16 protein-coding genes are annotated in these 19,026 nt (G+C 27.3%); 12 read left to right on the top strand and 4 right to left on the bottom strand.

Annotated elements, in window-relative coordinates; translation table 11 throughout:
* Window positions 1-4: 4 nt before the first annotated feature.
* The 6 genes from ACQZHJ_RS06415 to dcm all read left to right on the top strand — a co-directional run bounded on the left by ACQZHJ_RS06415 (window position 5) and on the right by dcm (window position 5,205).
* A complete protein-coding gene (locus ACQZHJ_RS06415) occupies window positions 5-1,270 on the top strand; it encodes an AAA family ATPase (RefSeq protein ID WP_430484715.1) in 1,266 nt (421 codons plus the stop codon).
* Window positions 1,271-1,273: 3 nt separating this feature from the next.
* Entirely contained in the window at window positions 1,274-2,335 is a 1,062-nt protein-coding gene (gene mcrC, locus ACQZHJ_RS06420; protein ID WP_430484716.1) for a 5-methylcytosine-specific restriction endonuclease system specificity protein McrC, read from the top strand.
* A 48-nt stretch (window positions 2,336-2,383) separates the two neighbouring features.
* Window positions 2,384-2,788, top strand: coding sequence for a hypothetical protein (locus ACQZHJ_RS06425; protein ID WP_430484717.1), 405 nt, complete (start codon window positions 2,384-2,386; stop codon window positions 2,786-2,788).
* A 21-nt stretch (window positions 2,789-2,809) separates the two neighbouring features.
* Window positions 2,810-3,400, top strand: a complete 591-nt coding sequence (locus ACQZHJ_RS06430) for a Bsp6I family type II restriction endonuclease (protein WP_430484718.1) — start codon at window positions 2,810-2,812, stop codon at window positions 3,398-3,400.
* A 35-nt stretch (window positions 3,401-3,435) separates the two neighbouring features.
* The gene (locus ACQZHJ_RS06435; protein ID WP_430484719.1) at window positions 3,436-3,831 is read left to right on the top strand and encodes a hypothetical protein; all 396 of its coding nucleotides are present in this window, start codon (window positions 3,436-3,438) and stop codon (window positions 3,829-3,831) included.
* 135 nt (window positions 3,832-3,966) lie between these two features.
* Complete coding sequence (dcm, locus tag ACQZHJ_RS06440) at window positions 3,967-5,205, top strand: DNA (cytosine-5-)-methyltransferase (protein WP_430484720.1); 1,239 nt, start codon at window positions 3,967-3,969, stop codon at window positions 5,203-5,205.
* A 117-nt stretch (window positions 5,206-5,322) separates the two neighbouring features.
* On the opposite strand, the gene ACQZHJ_RS06445 is transcribed toward dcm, so the two are convergent.
* Genes ACQZHJ_RS06445 through ACQZHJ_RS06455 form a run of 3 tightly spaced genes read right to left on the bottom strand, consistent with a single transcriptional unit; the run spans window position 5,323 to window position 7,190 of the window.
* The gene (locus ACQZHJ_RS06445) at window positions 5,323-6,060 is read right to left on the bottom strand and encodes a hypothetical protein (protein WP_430484721.1); all 738 of its coding nucleotides are present in this window, start codon (window positions 6,058-6,060) and stop codon (window positions 5,323-5,325) included.
* On the bottom strand, window positions 6,047-6,400 hold the full coding sequence (locus tag ACQZHJ_RS06450) for a hypothetical protein (protein ID WP_430484722.1): 354 nt from the start codon (window positions 6,398-6,400) through the stop codon (window positions 6,047-6,049). Before ACQZHJ_RS06450 ends, ACQZHJ_RS06445 begins: the two co-directional genes overlap by 14 nt.
* Window positions 6,393-7,190: a hypothetical protein gene (locus ACQZHJ_RS06455; protein ID WP_430484723.1), complete on the bottom strand. Its 798-nt coding sequence runs from the start codon at window positions 7,188-7,190 to the stop codon at window positions 6,393-6,395. Before ACQZHJ_RS06455 ends, ACQZHJ_RS06450 begins: the two co-directional genes overlap by 8 nt.
* 180 nt (window positions 7,191-7,370) lie before the next feature.
* Between ACQZHJ_RS06455 and ACQZHJ_RS06460 the strand changes: the two genes are divergently transcribed.
* The 6 genes from ACQZHJ_RS06460 to ACQZHJ_RS06485 all read left to right on the top strand — a co-directional run bounded on the left by ACQZHJ_RS06460 (window position 7,371) and on the right by ACQZHJ_RS06485 (window position 18,420).
* Window positions 7,371-7,952, top strand: coding sequence for a hypothetical protein (locus tag ACQZHJ_RS06460; RefSeq protein ID WP_430484724.1), 582 nt, complete (start codon window positions 7,371-7,373; stop codon window positions 7,950-7,952).
* Window positions 7,953-8,148: 196 nt separating this feature from the next.
* Window positions 8,149-10,722 (top strand): DrmE family protein, encoded by a 2,574-nt coding sequence (locus ACQZHJ_RS06465; protein ID WP_430484725.1) that lies wholly within the window; start codon window positions 8,149-8,151, stop codon window positions 10,720-10,722.
* Window positions 10,723-10,724: 2 nt separating this feature from the next.
* Entirely contained in the window at window positions 10,725-14,312 is a 3,588-nt protein-coding gene (locus tag ACQZHJ_RS06470) for a helicase-related protein (RefSeq protein ID WP_430484726.1), read from the top strand.
* On the top strand, window positions 14,305-16,170 hold the full coding sequence (drmB, locus tag ACQZHJ_RS06475; RefSeq protein WP_430484727.1) for a DrmB family protein: 1,866 nt from the start codon (window positions 14,305-14,307) through the stop codon (window positions 16,168-16,170). Before ACQZHJ_RS06470 ends, drmB begins: the two co-directional genes overlap by 8 nt.
* A gap of 237 nt (window positions 16,171-16,407) precedes the next feature.
* Window positions 16,408-17,292 carry a hypothetical protein gene (locus tag ACQZHJ_RS06480; RefSeq protein WP_430484728.1) on the top strand — a complete coding sequence of 295 codons (885 nt, stop codon included), beginning with the start codon at window positions 16,408-16,410 and terminating at the stop codon, window positions 17,290-17,292.
* 189 nt (window positions 17,293-17,481) lie between these two features.
* A complete protein-coding gene (locus tag ACQZHJ_RS06485) occupies window positions 17,482-18,420 on the top strand; it encodes an HNH endonuclease (RefSeq protein ID WP_430484729.1) in 939 nt (312 codons plus the stop codon).
* Here ACQZHJ_RS06485 and ACQZHJ_RS06490 read toward each other — a convergent pair.
* A complete protein-coding gene (locus ACQZHJ_RS06490) occupies window positions 18,404-18,829 on the bottom strand; it encodes an ImmA/IrrE family metallo-endopeptidase (RefSeq protein WP_430484730.1) in 426 nt (141 codons plus the stop codon). The genes ACQZHJ_RS06485 and ACQZHJ_RS06490 overlap by 17 nt on opposite strands.
* Window positions 18,830-19,026 lie beyond the last annotated feature (197 nt).

The following is a 19,026-nucleotide window of genomic DNA, read 5'->3' on the forward strand; positions in this document are numbered from 1 at the left end:
TTAAATGGGAAAAATAGAAAAGATTAATAATAAATCTACAGAGAACGAAAAAAAATTTAAAGAATGGATGAATAACCAAGTAAAGCCTAAGAAAAATACAGAAGATGATAAAGAGAAAGGTTACTCTTATAGTACTATAACTGGCTATGCGCTAGCTTTAAAAAAGGCATGTTATGATTTGGAAGGTTTGGAGTTGAATTATAAAAATTTATTCTATATAAGTGACTTAAATGTATTGATAGAAGCAGAAAAAAAAATAAGAAATTCTAAGAATTTTTATGAAGTAAATGAAAAATATAGTAAGGGCAGATTATCAGCAGGAATATTAAAATATAAAGAGTTTCTCAATTTAAGAGTAGATATTAATGAAGAAAACAATGAAAATAATAATATAGAAAAAGAAACAATAGAACAAGTAAAAAATTTATATACAAAATTTGATTTTTTAAATGATGTTTTTATAAGTGATAAAGAATATGAAACTATGAAAGATATTTTAAAGAGAAAGAAGAATTTAATTCTTCAAGGAGCACCAGGAGTTGGAAAGACATTTGCTGCTAAGAGGTTAGCATATTCTATTATGGGAGAAAAAGATTATAGTAGGGTTAAGATGGTGCAATTTCATCAAAGCTATTCTTATGAAGATTTTGTAATGGGATATAGACCAAGTGAAAATGGATTTGAACTTAAATATGGGCCTTTTTATGAGTTTTGTATGAAAGCTTCTAGTGAGCCTAATAAGGACTTTTACTTTATTATAGATGAGATAAATCGTGGTAATATGAGTAAGATTTTTGGTGAATTACTTATGCTTATAGAAAGTGATAAGCGTGGTGAAAAGTTAGCTCTTACATATTCCAATGAAGAATTTTCTGTTCCAAGTAATTTATACATAATAGGTATGATGAATACTGCTGATAGAAGTTTAGCAATTATAGATTATGCATTAAGAAGAAGGTTTTGTTTTGTTGAGTTAAATCCTGCTTTTGGAACTAATTCATTTAAAAGATATCTTATTTCACAAGGGGCCAATGAAGATTTAGTTAATAAGATTGTATATAGAATTGGAGAGGTTAATAAGGAAATAGAGAGTGATAGGACTTTAGGTAAAGGATTTAGAATAGGTCATAGTTATTTTTGTAATTATGAGGATAATGATAATTGGTATGAAGAGATTATAAGATATGAGATTGATCCTTTATTAAGAGAGTATTGGTTTGATGAGGAAGATAAGGCAGACAATTATATTGAGGACTTACTAAGAGGATAGGATATGGAGGGAATATCAAAGATACCAATTAAAAATATATATTATATGCTCTGTTATGCTTGGGAAATGGTGGACAAGTCAGAAGAGGTCTCTTTAGGAAATGAGGAGTTTGATAATATTTATAATCTTCTATGTAAAATGTATATAAAAGAGCTGGAGAGTCTTACAAAGCGAGGCTTTAATAAATATTATTTGAGAAATGAAGAAGCACTTTCTACATTGAGAGGGAAAATAAATGTATCATCATCAATAAAAGGACAAACTTTGTTTTCTAATAAGTTAATTTGTGAGTTTGATGAATTTTCTAAAGATATAAGGTTGAATCAAATATTAAAAACAACATTAAATTTATTTTTGAAAGCACCAAATTTAGATAAGGGATTAAGAGAAAAGCTTATTAAGTTAAGGGTGTACTTTTCAGATATAAATGAAATTAAGTTAAGAAAAGAGCTATTTTCTTCTCTTAGATATAATAAACATAATAATCATTACAAAGTTTTGATTAACATAAGTCAACTTTTATATGAAGGGTTAATAACTAATGAAGAAAATGGAGATTTTACTTTTGCAGGATTTATAAAAGAAAATCAAATGGCAAAGCTTTATGAGAAGTTTATTCTTAATTTTTATAAGGTGCATTTAGATAAAAAAGTATATAAAGTACATTCTCCGAAGATAAGGTGGAAACTTACAGGAGAAGTAAGTGATGAAGCTCTAGAACTACTTCCAGAAATGAGAACTGATATTGTGATAGAAAATAAGGTTGAAAAAACTCAGTTAATAATAGATGCGAAATATTATGAAGAAGCTTTAGTTTCAAGTGGATGGGGAAGCAGAAAGAAAATAAGGACAAGCCATCTGTATCAGATATTGACTTATGTAAATAATAGTGATTTTGATGGTGAAGTTAAGGGGATGTTATTATATCCAACAGTAAACAATGATATTAATATAAATTTTGGTATTAATTTCAAAAAAATAGGTGTTACTACATTAAATTTTACATATAGATGGGAAGAAATTTCAAATAGTTTAGAAAAAATAATAATATGTAAATATTGTTAATAATATGATATAATTGTTAATATAAGATAGATAGAGAGGATGATGATAATGCCTAGACGAGGTGATTCATTTACTGTGACTTTGGGACGAACTCACTTGAATTGGGGAACACATAGATATACCAATTCAAGAGGATATGTTTATGGAGAGGGATATATACCTATTCCAAGAAGAGCTGCAGTAGTATTTGGAATATATAATAGTAATTATACAAATAGACAAGATATTTTAGGTACAAATGTATTTAATTGTACTTCTAGTGACGGATTATTTTGTGGACAAGTAAAAATGTGTGGATCATCAGAAAGAGGAGATATCTATGCAAAGAATCTTCAAGGTAATGGTAGTTTACAAGCGATAGGAAATTGGTTTGCTAATTGTAATGCTGTTGTTGGGGGACAAGTTAGAGTAACTTGGACATCAACAACAGATATTTCAATTGAGTACATTTAATTAAATTAAGGAGTTTTTTTTATGAAGACTAAAGAAATAGATCTTTTATTACCAGAAGGTGATTTTCAAAGTCAAGTATTAGAGTTTGAGCCTAAGGATATAACAACATTAAAAGAAATATACGATGGTTGGAGACATTTAAGTATGAACCTAAATAAAGTTAATGCTAGATCTGTTAATTTACCAGAAGGTCTATCAGAAACAGCATTTTGTTTAGCAAAGAATATGTGTAGGGTAACTAAGAGTATAAGTGGAGCTAACTCATCATTTGATTGTTATGATTTAAATGGAGAACGACATAAGAATAGAATACAAGTTAAAGCATGTAGTGTTTTACCAGATTTAACTTCTTTTGGACCTAGATCAGAGTGGGATAGAATATTTTTTGTCGATTTCTTTAGAGAAGGAAATTGGGACGGAACATTTGATGTTTATGAAATAGATACAGATGATGTAAATAATTTTTATGTAAATAGTTCAGAAACAGTAGCTGATCAAAAAGCACAAAATAGAAGACCAAGATTTAGTATTTTTAATGGACTTATATTAGAAGAAAAGTATATATCAAAAGAAACTTTCAAGATAGAATCAGACAGAATAATAGAGATTTAGTGAGCTATATTTTAATGAATTGATAGGGGATTAAAATGGATATAATATTAGCGCTTTATCCTAAAAATATTGAAAAGATGGCTTCTGGAGTTAAAAAGTTTGAGTTTAGAAGAAGTATTTATAAAGATAAAACAGTAAGAAAAGTATATGTATATGCAACTGTACCAATTAAAAAGATAGTAGCGACATTTGATGTAATACAGGTTATAGAAGGAAGTCCATATGAAATTTGGAGTAGATGTGGACAAGATTCTGGTAGCACAAAAGATAGTCTTATGAAATACTTTAAAGGGAAAAATTTAGTGTATGCATTGGAAGTTGGTAATTTTAAATGGTTAGAAAAGCCTATTGATCCGAGGTTATATATAGAAAACTTCTACCCTCCACAATTTTTTCAATATGTTAATGGAAAAGAAATATTTAAGTTGTAGATTAAAATTGAATAATTTGGATATAATAAAAAAGCGGCGTAAAGCTGCTTTTTCTATTAACTAAAATAAATACCTATGATATAATTAACTTTTAAAAGATATGGGGTAGAGAAAGAAAGGCGGACATAATTATTTATGAAAAAATTAAAAGTAGGAAGTTTATTTGCTGGTGTTGGAGGAATATGTTTAGGATTTGAGCAGGCTCAGTATAAGGGCTTAGGATATGAATTAGTATGGGCTAATGAAATGGATGAACATGCAGCAACAACATATAATAATAATTTTGAACATGAATTAATAGTTGGGGATATAGAAAAGATTTTAGATCCTAATATAATTGAAAATGAAAAAGAAAAATTTATAGAATTAATGGCGAGTGCTAAAGATGAAAATGAAAAAGATAAATTTAGAAAATTAGTTGAAAAGTGTTATCTAGAAAAACCATTATATGAAGAGAAGAAAAAGCAAATATTAAGTCATAGAATAGATGTTTTAAATGGAGGATTTCCATGTCAAGCATTTAGTATAGCTGGACAGAGAAAAGGATTTGAAGACCATAGAGGAAATCTTTTCTGGAGTGTAATAGATTTAATAAAAATGCTTGAACCTTTACATGGAAAACCTAGAGTTTTACTTTTAGAAAATGTTAAAAACTTAATGAGTCATGATTCTGGAAATACATATAAAGTTATAAAAAGTGAACTTGAAAAAGCAGGATATACAATAAAAGAGCAAGTATTAAATACTATGAACTTTTCACATTTACCTCAAAATAGAGAAAGAATATATATTGTTGGTTTCTTAGATAAAGAGGAAGCAAATAGATTCACTATGTTTGAAAATATAAATGATTATTTTATATCTAAAACTCCTAATGAAAGAATTAGTGATATAAAAAACATATTAGATAATAGTGTAAATAAAGAAGAACATCTTAAGTATTACTACACTAAAGATAAATATCCTAATTACTTTATAGAGAAAGCAGAATACTTAAAGACTCCAGAGGAAGAAAGAAGAGCAGTAAGAATAAATCTTGTTGAAGATATTGTTGAAGAAAATCAATTTTATCAAGTAAGAAGAGGGATGTATGTAAGAAAGAATATGAGTAATGTATGCCCAACCCTAACTGCTAATATGGGTACCGGTGGTCATAATGTTCCACTTATTAAAGTGAAAGATGGTATAAGAAAGCTTACACCTAAAGAAACATTTAAATTACAAGGGTTTCCTGTTGGAGATGGGTATGAGTTCCCAGAGAAATTTAATAATAGAAACTATCCAGAAAGTCAACTTTATAAACAATCTGGAAATGCTGTTTCAGTTCCAGTTATAAGATTAATAGCAGAAGAAATATTAAAATCATTGAAATAAATATAGTATAATATATCATTAGTTTTTAAATTTTATTATAGTAATAATTAAAAAGCTGACTAATTAGTACATAAGTCAGCTTTTTTATATATTAATTTAAAAGTGAACTAATTAGTTCTATTTGATTTTAAATTTTCTCATAGTTCCAGTTTCTATATAATAGTTTTCTGCATCCATTTTTGTCTTAGTATTTAGAAGTGAATTTTGAGGAATTATTTTTCTAGATTTTATTGATTTAACTAAATCTTCATTTTTTATATAACCAGGAAGGTCATATTTCCATTTTTCATTTAGTATCATATTTTCTAAATCTTTCTTATCAATAGTGTCACAATATAATTGCTTGTGTGACTTAAGGATAGATTCAGCATCAGGCTTAATTCTAACTAATGCAAATATATCATATTTACATTTTCCCTTTTCTTTGTTAGGTATATATTCACCTAATATATTAAAATCTTTAGTCTCTAGGAGCATTAAGTTTCCATAAGATTTTGTGGATTTTATGGAAAATAAAAATGTTTTATTATCTTTTTTTACTTCGAAATCAGCACTATCCCAAGAACCTAAATCATAGGTTTCTAAATCAGGATAGGATATGTCAAATCCATTATTGATAAATGTGTTATAAAAACCTAGTTCTGCTAACTTTCCTTGGAATGTATTTACGAAGATTTGTCCATTTTTCCTGTTTTCTTGTCCACCACTTCTATGGTCTCTATGCCTTCCTTTACCACCAAAACTCATATCATAAGCAAAGTCAAATGCTTCTTTTACATAAGTAGATTTATTAAATTCAATTCCATCAAAGGGTACTTTTTTAGTGACTGTATAATTATTGTTATATATTTTCATTTAAATATCCCTCCATTTGTTGTAAACATTGACTCAGGTTGATTTTTTCTATTGAAGTGTTATTTGCTTTATTATAATTTTCAATAGCATCATTTAGTCGATCTACAATAATTAAAAATTTAAACAATGATATAGACTTTTCTCCACGTTCTATTCTTCCGTAATAATCAATACTTGGCAGTATAGAATACTCACCTAAATATAAATTTTCAGGTAAAATATCAGTTCTTTTACTTTTGATTTCAAGTCTTTTCTTCATAATAAGTATCCCTAGTTTTTCATCAAATTTTTTTTGAAACTTAGATTTTTTAGTGTTATTATGATTCTTGTAATTACTCATTTATTAAGAATTTATATAATTCTCTAGAATATTCTTCTAAAGACCCTTCTTTTATTAAGTTTCTTATATTTTTAGCTGGGATTATAAAATCTAAATCGAAGTCAAGAGTATAACCAGCTTCATACCAGTACTTTGGTTTTAATCTAAGTTCCAATCTTTTTTTTGCTTTATATATTTTCCCGTTTCCAAATCTTTCATCGATAAGGCCACTGACAAATACACTTGAATCAGTACCCCTTAGTACATCCATATTATTAATTTCATTAATATCTACAGAAGTTGCACATAAATGGAAATTCTTTTCGGATCTAAGAATAAAGAAGTAATAGATTTTTTCTAATGATTGTTCTTTACAAACTCTATTTAACTTATTAAAAAGTATATCCTTCCACCCATCTACAATATCACCGTACTTACGTTCTTTAAACATTTCATCTAAAGCTACTCCTGATTCAGTAAATTTTTGTGCTAGAGATGTTTCGCCAGAGTCTGAGTTTGCTAATTCTCCATTTTTAGTGGTTTTAGCTGCTAGCATTTTAACATCTATTCCATATTTCCCATGAATTATATCTACAGGATAACTTCCTGCTCCAACAGGTTTTCCACCTATAGCTTGAACTATCCATTGTTCTATATGTTCTTTTGGAACTTGAACTGACAAAGGGTCTTGTCCAATTAAAATTTCGGGTTGGGATAGCATAGCTTTTTTAATATAAAATCTTAGTACATCTAGTGATGTTTCATCAAAGATTTCCATGAGTTCCGATTTTCTTACTGGTTTTAGTATCATAATATATCCTCCTAAATATTAGAAAATGAAAGCTGAAATGCAATGTTGCTTTCTTATGTTGCTTTTCGTACATTATAATATTTTTTATTTTTTTTATAAACGTTCTATAGACCGTTCACATTAAATTTAAAATTATATATACTAAAAATATAAAAAATAGAAAAAAAAGGAGAGAAAATTATGAGATACTTACCTTTGTATTCAAATCAAGGAGGAAGACATGTACAAGAAAGAAGTGGTTTAAACCACTGGAATGCGGATGGCAGACCTAGAAATTTTAATGAAGTTTATATTCCAATTCCTAAAAAAATTCATACAGATTTACCAGAATTTTTCCCAGAAAGAGATACTCACTTTGCATTAATATTACCTAATGAAAGAATACTTATAGCTAAACTTTGTCAATCTAACTGTAAAGCGCTTATGAGTTGTCCAAATTCAGATTTAGGTGAATGGATATTAAGAGAGGTATTAGAAATAGAGCCATGGGTTCTTGCTAATTATGACATGTTACTTTCAGCTGGAATAGATTCTGTTTGTGTAAGAAGAGTAGATATAGATAATGAAGAACTAATGGAGAGATTAGAAGAAGAGATGTTAGAAATACTTAGAAGAAGGGAGCATAATATATTTCGTATAGAAGGATACAGAGCACCAAGTGATTATGAAATAAATGCTATTTTTCATAGCATAATTAATGAAAGATTATATTATACAATTGAGCCTTCTGGAATTGGAGCCTATGAAAATCAATTCATTTAGTAGAAATTAAATATTATAAAATTAAAAGCTAATTTCCAATACAGGAGATTAGCTTTTAACTTTATCTTAAATAAATATATTTTAGTATTAAAAATTAATAAATAATAAACTTTTATATATTTATTGATAAAAAATTTACAAAAAATATAACTATATGATATATAATGTAATTATAATATGTGATTTGGAGTAGATTATGGAAAATTTAAGCGTTAATTGTTTTGAAAAGTTTAGTATAAGATATTTTGACAAAGAAGTTAAACTTAATGATATTGATAAGGTTTTAATTGATATTATTGATAAAGTTTTTAAGAGTGATAAAAAGAATAATTTCATATTCATAGATGATTATGAGTTAATAACTATTTATTCTTTTATTTTAATTGGAATATATAGTTATTATGAAAATATGATTGATCCAGAAAATGATATTTTAGATATTATAGAGAAGGGACAAAAAGTTTGCTATGATGGAAAGGTTAACACTTTTTTAGGTTATAACAACATAAATGGTATAGAGTATATAAAATTAAAGGATTCAAAAGAGTTAATTACCAATATATTAAAGGAAAATGCATTTCAATTAACTATATATAATGGAAGTGCAACAAGAATTAACAAGGTTAATGGAGTAACTATTAAAAATAATATAACAAAATTATTTATAGATAAGTTATTTGGATGTGGAATTGATAATTTAAGTGGTTGTATAAACAATAGTAGTTTAATGATTTTTAATGGAAAAGAAAAGGTATTGGAATTAATTGAAAATATAGATATTGAAATTAATGGTGAAATAACTCCACTACCTGAATTAATTCCAATGGGATACTGGAGTAGTGATGAAAATTGTATTCTTATAAAGAATAGAAGAAAAGAAGATATATTATTTAATATAACTTGTGGAATGGGTGATGTTAGAGATTTAATATGGAATAATGAAAATATAAAAAATGTTTTTATATTTGGGGATAAGAGTTGTGAATCATATCTTGAAACTGAGCTAAGAGATATAAGATTGGATTACAATATAGAAAAATTAGTAGTTTTTGGTGGAGAAGATGTAAAAAATATTAAATACTTTTTAGATAATGATAATGAGTTTGAACTTTATGCTATAACAAGAGATTATATACTAGAAAATATAAAGTTAAATAGTGGAGATAATCTAAGTAATGTTCAAAAGAAAACATTAGAATTATTTGAAAATAAAGTTGAAAAAAATATTTGCATCAAATTTGTTAAAGAAAATGAAAAATTTGATAGATGCATTAAAGGAATACTTTTATTAACAAAAGAACTTTGTAGTTATAGCGATATAGATGGCACTATACTTCAGTTTATTAGACTTTCATATCATTTAAGTAATTTAATAGAAGGGACTATAATTCCATTGAGATATTCTTCTGACAACAAAGAAGATATGATAAAAAAAGTCTCTATAATGAATGATATAAAAGATGAGTTTGATTTTACTAGAGTAGAATTTGACTTAATGAATAGGATAATTGTATTAATTAACGAAGCAATTGGTATAATATCAAATAAGAATGCTAAGTTTGATTTAATAAGAGAGATAGCCAAAAGTAGTAATGAACGATATACTCTTTTGGTTAAAAATGACTTTGAAATTAAAGAATTTCAACGCTTTTTAATGGCTCAGAGAATAAATAACATAAATATAAATAAATTTAATAGAAAAGTAAAAATAGAAAATTTTGAAAATATAATACTTCCCTTTTATCAGGATTTATACAATATATTTAATGATAGTAAATTTAAAGATGTTACTTTAATATGTTGTAAAAGAGAATATCAAAGATATAGAAATAAAGAAAGGGAATATGCACAATTATTAAATGACATATGGGAAAAAAATAATTTGGGTGTTAATGAAAATACTTTAAATCAAAGTTTTAGTAATGACATTGATATTGAGGAAGAAGGAAAATTAAGCTCTATAGAGGAAAATATCAATCATACTATTGATGTGAATTTCATTAGGATAATTGAAAATGAAATTGTATATAATAGCAATAATACCAATGGAGTAAGTAAGTATTTAGCAAAAAAATTAATAGTTTTTAAAGATAATAATTATGCATTTTTATCTGAAAATTATACAGTTAATATTATTGATAGAACTAAAAATGATATAGTAACCAAAGATATAAACCATATAGAACTTGGAGATGAGATGATATTTGTAATTAATAATAATGGAAGTACAGATATTGTAAAAGAAACTATATCAAAGTTACTTGAAAATAAAGAATTTGGAAATGAATATAACAAATATTTTGAGAATAATATGCTTTGGAAAAATATATTAAATGAATATATGAAAGTTAATGACTTTACCTTTCATGATATAGCAAATAAGTTTAAAATATGTGGACAAGCTATACATCCATTAACAATATCAAATTGGATAAATGGAAATATAGTTGGGCCTAGAGATACAAAGTTCTTAAGATATATTGCCGAGATTACTGATGATAAGGAATTACAAGAAAATATAGATAATATTATAGTTTCTTGTAAACAGGTTAGAAGTATTCAAAGCAAAGTAAGTAGAGCTATAGCAAGGGTTATAATAAATTCAGTCGTTACGAATGACTTTAAGGAAGAGAGTATTGATAGGTATGTGAATAGTTTAATAAAAGACATAGATGATTATGCTTACATTGGTGAAGTATCACATATAAAAGATATTAATGAGGAAATAAGCGGACAATTTATAAATAGATTAACTGAAAGGAATGAATAGTTTTGAAGAATGAGTTAATGGTTAGAGAGGAAATAATAAACCGTTGTAAAGCAGAGATGTTAGGCCCAGGATCAGAAGATTTAGGGTGTGATATAGAAAAAGAGGTTATATCTGATTCGCCTTTAGAGAGATATGCTATTGGTATATTATTCCCTAAACAAAGTTTATATGATGAAAATGAGTGTGGAAATGACACCGCTGATGAAAATGAAGGTATGGATGATTCTTTAGAAGCTGAAGTTGATAATAAAAGAAATTTTAAAGAGGAAGCTAAAAGTTCAGTAAATTCTTATTCTGAAGATGGAATACAAGAACAAATAACAATGACAAATCAATTTTTACCTTCAGCAATGGGGTTAACTTTTTTTGCAAAAGGTAATATTGAAAAAATTAATTTAGACATTAGTGCAGCTACATATAGAGAAAGTACATTTAAAGACTGTATGGTTTTATATAATAATGTAGAGGATATTAAAGAATACAATTTAGAATCTTTTGTTTATATAGAAGATGGATTTATAAAATTAAAGAAAAATATTACTAAAAAGGATGTTCTTAATTTAGTTTCAGGAAAACCTATAAGCGAAGAACGTAAAGAATTAGTTGCTATTTTATATAAATTATCAGATTTATGTACAGTTAATAAAAAAAATAATGGATATACAAGGAATCCTTTTTTAAAGAATAAAATAGTAACAGTAGAATTAAAAGAAGATATAAATAGAGTCTTCATTGATGAAAATTGCAATATTAATTCTGAAAAAGGCATAATCCAAATAACCGTTTTAAAGAAAGAATATGGCGAGAATATTTTTAGTTATACAGTGGTGCTAGTAAATGAATATACAGGAGAAAAAAACTATAAAAAGTGCTTTTTCCAACCAGAAATTAAAGTGTCAACTGAGAATAATAATATAGATTTTATTGAGCATTCATATATGAATAGACAGGGTGTTGGGATAATAAACAATGAAGATTTAGTGTATGAACTACTTTATAGAAATAAAAAAAGTTATGCTGTTGGACATGGTGTTGCTACTGGACAAGATGTAGATTATAAAACAGGAAAGGGTAGTATATACACTGACTTTATGCCTAGCTTTGAAGTGCCACAATTAGAATTTAATATAGAAGGATTACAGAATAGCGAAGAAGTATTATCTATGTTTGAGTTATCTGATTTTTCAGAGAGAGATAAGGAAAGTAGAATAAATTTACTTTATGATTTTTGTAAAGCATATGAAGCATGGATTAATGAACTAGAGGATAGGAGTAAAGAGGTAGAGGAAATATTTAAATCGGTTGCTGAAGAACAAGTGCTTAAATGTAAAAATGCTCTTAATAGAATGAAAAAGGGAATAGATATTTTATATGAAAATGAAACGATTTATAATGCCTTTTTATTAATGAATAAAGCAATGCTTATGCAAAGAGCTCATTCTAAATTAAATGGAGGAGAATTTGATAGATATCCAGGAGATAAGGAATTTAGTAAAATTGATTATTTATCTATAGAAAGAAGAGATGCAAGTTGGAGAGCGTTTCAGTTAGCATTTGTACTAATGAATATAGATGGTATTAGTGATTCAAATAGTATGGATAGAGATATAGTTGATTTAATATGGATTCCAACAGGTGGAGGTAAAACAGAAGCTTATTTAGGGTTAACAGCATTTACTATTTTTTTAAGACGATTAAGAGATCCTAAAAATGGTGATGGAACAGCTATAATAATGAGATATACTTTAAGATTATTAGCAGCACAACAATTTGTAAGAGCATCTATACTTATATGTGCTTGTGAAAAAATAAGAAGAGAATCTAAGATTTATGACTTAGGAAAAGAGGAGATATCAATTGGTCTATGGGTAGGGGGTTCACCTACACCAAATACAAATAGCAAAGCTAAAGAATTATATAAAAAGCTTACTTCTTCTACATCATCAGAATATGAACTTGAAAACTTAAAAAGAGAAAATAATAAGTTCCAAGTTTTAAAGTGTCCTTGGTGTGGGACTAAACTTGAAGTTGATTATGTTGATGGAAAGAAGAAAGGAAGTTGGGGATATGAGTATAATAAAAGAAATATAATATTCTGTCCAGAGAGAAGATGTGACTTTTCTAGAAAATTACCGATTCAAGTTGTTGACGAAGAATTATATAAAAATCCACCGACACTTTTATTTGGAACTGTAGATAAATTTGCAGCATTACCATGGAATGGTGAAGTCTCTAATTTATTTGGATTAGATAAGAAAAGTAGAAGAAAACAACCTGAATTAATAATACAAGATGAGTTACATTTAATATCAGGTCCCTTAGGAAGTATGGTTGGTTTATATGAAACTGCTATTGATGCAATGTGTAGCAATGTATGCAACGAAAATGGAATAAGACCTAAAATAATAGCATCTACTGCAACTATAAAAAGAGCAAAAGAACAATGTAAAATGTTATTTAACAGAGAGGTAGAACAGTTTCCACCATCAGGTATAAATATAGAAGATTCATTTTTTATAAAAGAAATACCTGTGAGTGTAAAACATGGTAGAAAATATGTTGGAATTATGCCATCAGGAAAAACTCCAACTACAACTCAAATAAGACTTTATACAGCAATATTAGAAGGAATTAAGTTTATTGATTCAACTGATGAAATTATCGACAAGTATTGGACTCTTGTCGGATATTTTAATTCAATAAGGGAATTGGGGAAAACATCAACTTTAGTTGTTGATGATATTGCAAGTAACAATATTAGATATATGAAGAGGCTACTTAAAGGAAATGATATGAGATTTGTTAATTTCCCAAAAGAGTTAACAAGTAGAATTGAGTCAACAGAGATTATTAAGATTCTTAAAAATTTAGAAAATAATTATAAAGGAAATAAAGAGAAAAATTATAACGTTATAGATGTATTGCTTGCAAGTAATATGATATCTGTTGGGGTTGATGTATCTAGATTAAATGTGATGGTTGTTACTGGACAACCTAAACAGACTTCTGAGTATATACAAGCTTCAAGTAGAGTTGGAAGAAGATATCCAGGATTAGTATTTACATTATACAATCAATCCAAAACAAGAGATAGATCTCATTATGAAGTTTTCTATCCTTATCATCAAACATTTTATAAATATGTAGAACCAACAAGTATTACGCCATTTTCTGAACAAGCTAGAGAACGTGGCTTACATGCTGTATTTATAAGTATGGTTAGACATCTTTTAAAGTTAATAGATGATGAAGAAGCTAATGATTTTAGCTGTAATATTGAAAATTTAGATGGTATAAAAGAATTTATATTAAAAAGAGTAGAAGATATAGATAGAAGTGAACTAAAGGATACTATTATTGATACAAAAAACGAGTTAGAACAAGTTATATCAATTTGGGATAATAAAGTTAAGACAGCAACATCAGAAGATAAAGTTTGTTATAAATCAAAGAAATATAATAAAAATTTATTGATACCATTTTTAGAAGTAAATGAAACTAATGCATTTCCTACTATGCAATCTTTAAGAAATGTAGATAATGAAGCAAAAGTAGATATTATAGAACTTGGAGATGATAACAATGAGTAAGATACAGAAAACTATACCTCTTAATAAAAATAAATATTCCTTAAGATTTTCTCAGGCTACATCAACGTATGGGACTGGTGCTATGGTTGATTTTAAGGAGCAAACTTTAATGGCAGCGGCACCGGAGTTTTGGAAACAATCTATTGAAATACATGATGAAAGACTTGAATCTTTATTAGGAGTTGAAAAATTTTGTTTACCACCAGATAAAGATATGCTTAGTGGCGTACCATTTGTAAGATTTCCACAGTGGTATTTTTGTCCACGTTGTAAAATATTTAAATCATTAAAGGAGTGGGAACAGGAATATAGACCTAAGAGAAGAGGAAATCAAACAGAAATGATTACACCAATGTGTTCGGAATGTAATTTACAATTGGTTCCTGCTGGTATAGTTGTAGCTTGTGAGCATGGGCATATAGATGATTTCCCGTGGCGTGAATGGGTTCATGATAAAAGTAATAAGCCGTGTAGTAAATCTTTATTAAGAATGAGAAATACTTCAAGTGCTTTGGGGTTAGAAGGTTTGACAATTGAGTGTGTAAGTTGTGGAGCTAAGGCAACAATGAGAGGAGCTTTTAATAAAGATATATTTGAGCAAATGCAAGAAAAACATAAAAGAAGATATAAGTGTTCAGGAAATATGCCATGGAAAGGTAAAAAAGAAGTATGTGAATTATATCCAAGAGCAATACAAAGAGGAGCTTTAAATATATACTTTCCAAAATTGGTAAGTTCTTTGGTGATACCTCCATATTCTGATGATTTTAATGATATGGTTATTGCTAGTAGAATGTTTAAGACTCTAACAGATATATTAGAAGATAGTGACTATATTGAGGCTGTAGGTAGAGATAAAGTTATAAAGAAGTATGTAGAAAAAATATCTAAAGAAATACTTTTAGAAGAGAATATTACTGAAGTAATCGTAGATAGAATATTGAATAAAGAAAAATCGGATAATATTCTCTCAAGAGAAGAGTATAGATTACAAGAATATAATGCTCTAATAGGAGATATTCCTAAAGACTGTATGAATAAAAGAGATTTTAAAATAGAATTAATAAGTGATTTGGAGAAATATAATATCCCAGAAATAAGCAGAGTTACGTTGGTAAAAAAGTTGAGGGAAGTTAGAGCTTTAGTTGGGTTTAGTAGGATAGAGCCAAGTGATTCGAATGTGATTAGTGGATTTGAAGAAGATGCTCCAAAAAACTTTGTTTCAATAAAAGAAAAAGAAACTAATTGGTATCCTGCATATGAAACAAGAGGTGAAGGGATATTTTTAGAGTTTGATAATAGTAAGATAGAAGAGTGGGTAGAAAATAGTGAAGCTATTACACATAGAATTTCTTTGGTAAATGAAAGATATAATATAAAACAAAGAAAGTTAGGTAATAAAGAGAGAAATATAACGCCTAAATATGTATTACTACACACAATTGCTCATTTATTAATTAAGGAATTAAGTTTCCAATGTGGTTATGATTCTGCCGCTTTAACTGAGAGAATTTATTGTAATACAGAAGAACAAGAAGAAAATATGAGTGGAATACTAATATATACATCATCAGGTGATTCGGAAGGAACATTAGGTGGTCTTGTTAGACAAGGAAGATATGATACATTACCTAAAATTCTGAGAAATTCAGTAAGAAAAGCTATGTGGTGTTCATCAGATCCTGTTTGTATAGAAAGTTTAGGTCAAGGTAGAGAGAGTTTGAATTTGTCAGCATGTCATGCATGTACTCTAATATCAGAGACAAGCTGTGAGGAGTTTAATGTGTTATTAGACAGAGCGTTGATAGTTGGAACATTAGAAGATAAAGATATAGGTTTTTTTAGTAATATGATTTAATTATATGAGCTTATTTTTAAAAAATTAATTATTATTTTTAAAAATAAGCTTTAATTTTATCATATTAATACATTTAGTTTTCTAGTAATTAAAGCATAAATTATATAATTGATGCTTATATATTACTTAGATTTTTGAAACATTTAACAATTTGGTATTACTTAATATTACATTAATGGTATTATAAATGTAAATAGTATTAATATTGAATTTGTTAAGTGAGACAAGGAGTGTATTATGAAAGATATTTTATTAAAACTTAAGAATGATCAGGTTATTTCACATGAAGAAGCTAAAAAATTATGTTATGAATTTTCTGTAGGTATGAAGGGAAACCATAATCCAGATACAATTCAAGATAGGAAAGATTGGGAAATTTTTAGAGATGATTTTAGGGGGAAATTTGCTGAAATAGAAGTTAGGAATAATATAATAAAAAATATGCATGAAAACTTATATATAAAAACAGATTTAGACTTCAGCATATCACCTAGAGGTATATGGGATACTACTGATCTTGAAGTAGGAGAAGTAAATAGCGAAGATTATTATTCTGTAAGTATTAAAGGGGTAAAGCAATGGTCAAGTAATCTATTGATAGAGACTAATAGATTCACTGATAATGGTCAATATAGTTATAAAAATAATAATGAGAAAAATATAAGAGTAGATAGTTATGTTTTAGTTGAAGTATCTATTAATAAGGAGTTTGGATGGGGGATATATAATCAGAGAAAAGAGGAATTTCTAACATACGATAAACTTATTGCTAATAGAACTATTGAAGGTAAAATATTAGGTGGAATTTCTCATGAAGAATTTTGGGATATTAAAGCTTTTGCTCCTAAAGGAATTATTTGTACAGTAGCAAATTTAAAGCATATATATAAAAATAGAAGTGAATTTAATGAAGAGAATAAAGAAACATATAATAATTTGCCGGAACGTTTTAATAAAGATGGTAAAACGTGGAGAAAAAGAACGTGGAATAGCCAAAAAATATGTTATGAATTTATTAATGAGAATATATCAGAAACTCCCCCGATTACTTTACAAAAGGATAATTATTTTGTTACAAGTGAGCAGTTAAAAGTTTTAAAGGAAGTATTCAAAAAAAAATAATGAATAATAGTTTATATTTGTAAAGATTGTAAATAGAGAATAATTATTTTATATTTAAAATTATTTGGTTTCTATTAGTCTATACCAAATATAGTATAATCCTTGTCTAAATATTTGTTTTAGACAAGGATTATTTTATTTTTTTATTGTTAATAATTTATTATAATTAAATAGAATGGAGGGATAGGAGTGTCAGATATAATAACTTTTCAGGAAGAACATCCATCTTTAGAATCATACTGGAGATCAGTAATTTTATTTGGAAGAAATGTAGCATCATATAAATTTGCATTAGCAAAATCATTATTAGAGTTATCAAAGGAAGGTAAAACAGAAGTTACTTTAGAAGAACTTGCAAAGCCATTTTCAGCTCATTTATGTGAACATATAAAGCATTCACCTAAACAAGCAACAAGTAAGAGTAGTAGAGTTTTAGATACTTGCACTGGATATAATAATGGTGAGGTTTCATATGATGAACTTCTTAGTATAACAGCAAAATTAGGATTTAATAATGTAATAGATGCTTTTCATGTGGTAGCTAATGGAGAGATACCAGTGAAATTTTATGAAAAAGATTATTCTAAACAAAGTAAAAAGATAATATTAACTGATGAAGTATTTAAGTTGCAAGAGTTAGAAAACTCAGAGAACTTTAGAAATGAAGTTGAATCAAGGTGGAACTTAGTAGAAAAGGCTTGGGAATTAAACTTATCAAAAAGCTTACTAACAGTAAAGTATGATGAGGAAAGTAAGTTATTCTTTGTTGATGAAGATAATAGATTTAGAAGAAAGGATATAACATCATCAAGAGGAGCATTAAATGGATACCAAAAGGGTAAATGTTTCTATTGTTTTGATGATATATCAGTAATAGAAGGTTCTGAAGATTTATGTGATGTAGACCATTTTTTCCATCACATGCTACAACCTTTAATGCCAGAAGTAAATTTAAATGGAGTTTGGAATTTGGTTTTATCATGTAAAAATTGCAATAGAGGATTAAATATTTTAAAGACTTCTTTCAATTTAAATACTTATATTAAATTATGTACTATTTTGAAAGTGATATTATTAGAGCCATATAAAGTAATATGGCTCTTTTGTTATCCTAAGAATTCAATCTAACCTGAACCAACTCCAAAGGAATCCCTTCACATTCAGCCAGCCTATCAGCCTTTTCCCCTATATACTTCTTAAGCATCTCATCAGAAATAAGCAAATGAGCCATAAATAGCTTTATATACTTTTCAAAGTCAGGATTTTTGCTTCCTGACAAATCAAGTACTACATGGCAAGTTGATTTTGGGTACATTAATAGATAAGCTAGTTCATGAGCACAAACAAGCCTTTGTATTTCTTCTGGATATTCTGAATTGATGTGTATAGACATTATTCTTTTATAGGTACTTGAATAACCATATATTTTTCCTAAGCTTTTTTTGCAAATACGCATTCCTCTAGCTTTGGCTAAGATAAATGGATCTCTTGTTCCATATTTTTTGACTAATTGATTTACTATGTTTTTTATTTCCATAATGATTGTTTGAATTTAATGGTTGTCCCACTAAGATTTCAAACTCCCTCCCTTCAAATAATAATTTAGTCATTATTTGAAGGATACTAGTGTTATGTGTCAATTTTAAGTGTGTGTAGTATGTTTTACTAATTATCTATTTATTCTTAATATTTAATTTGCTTCTATTTTAAATTAAAACTAACTTAAAATAGAGT

The organism is Clostridium sp. B9 (genome assembly GCF_050509515.1).
GTDB lineage: Bacteria > Bacillota > Clostridia > Clostridiales > Clostridiaceae > Sarcina.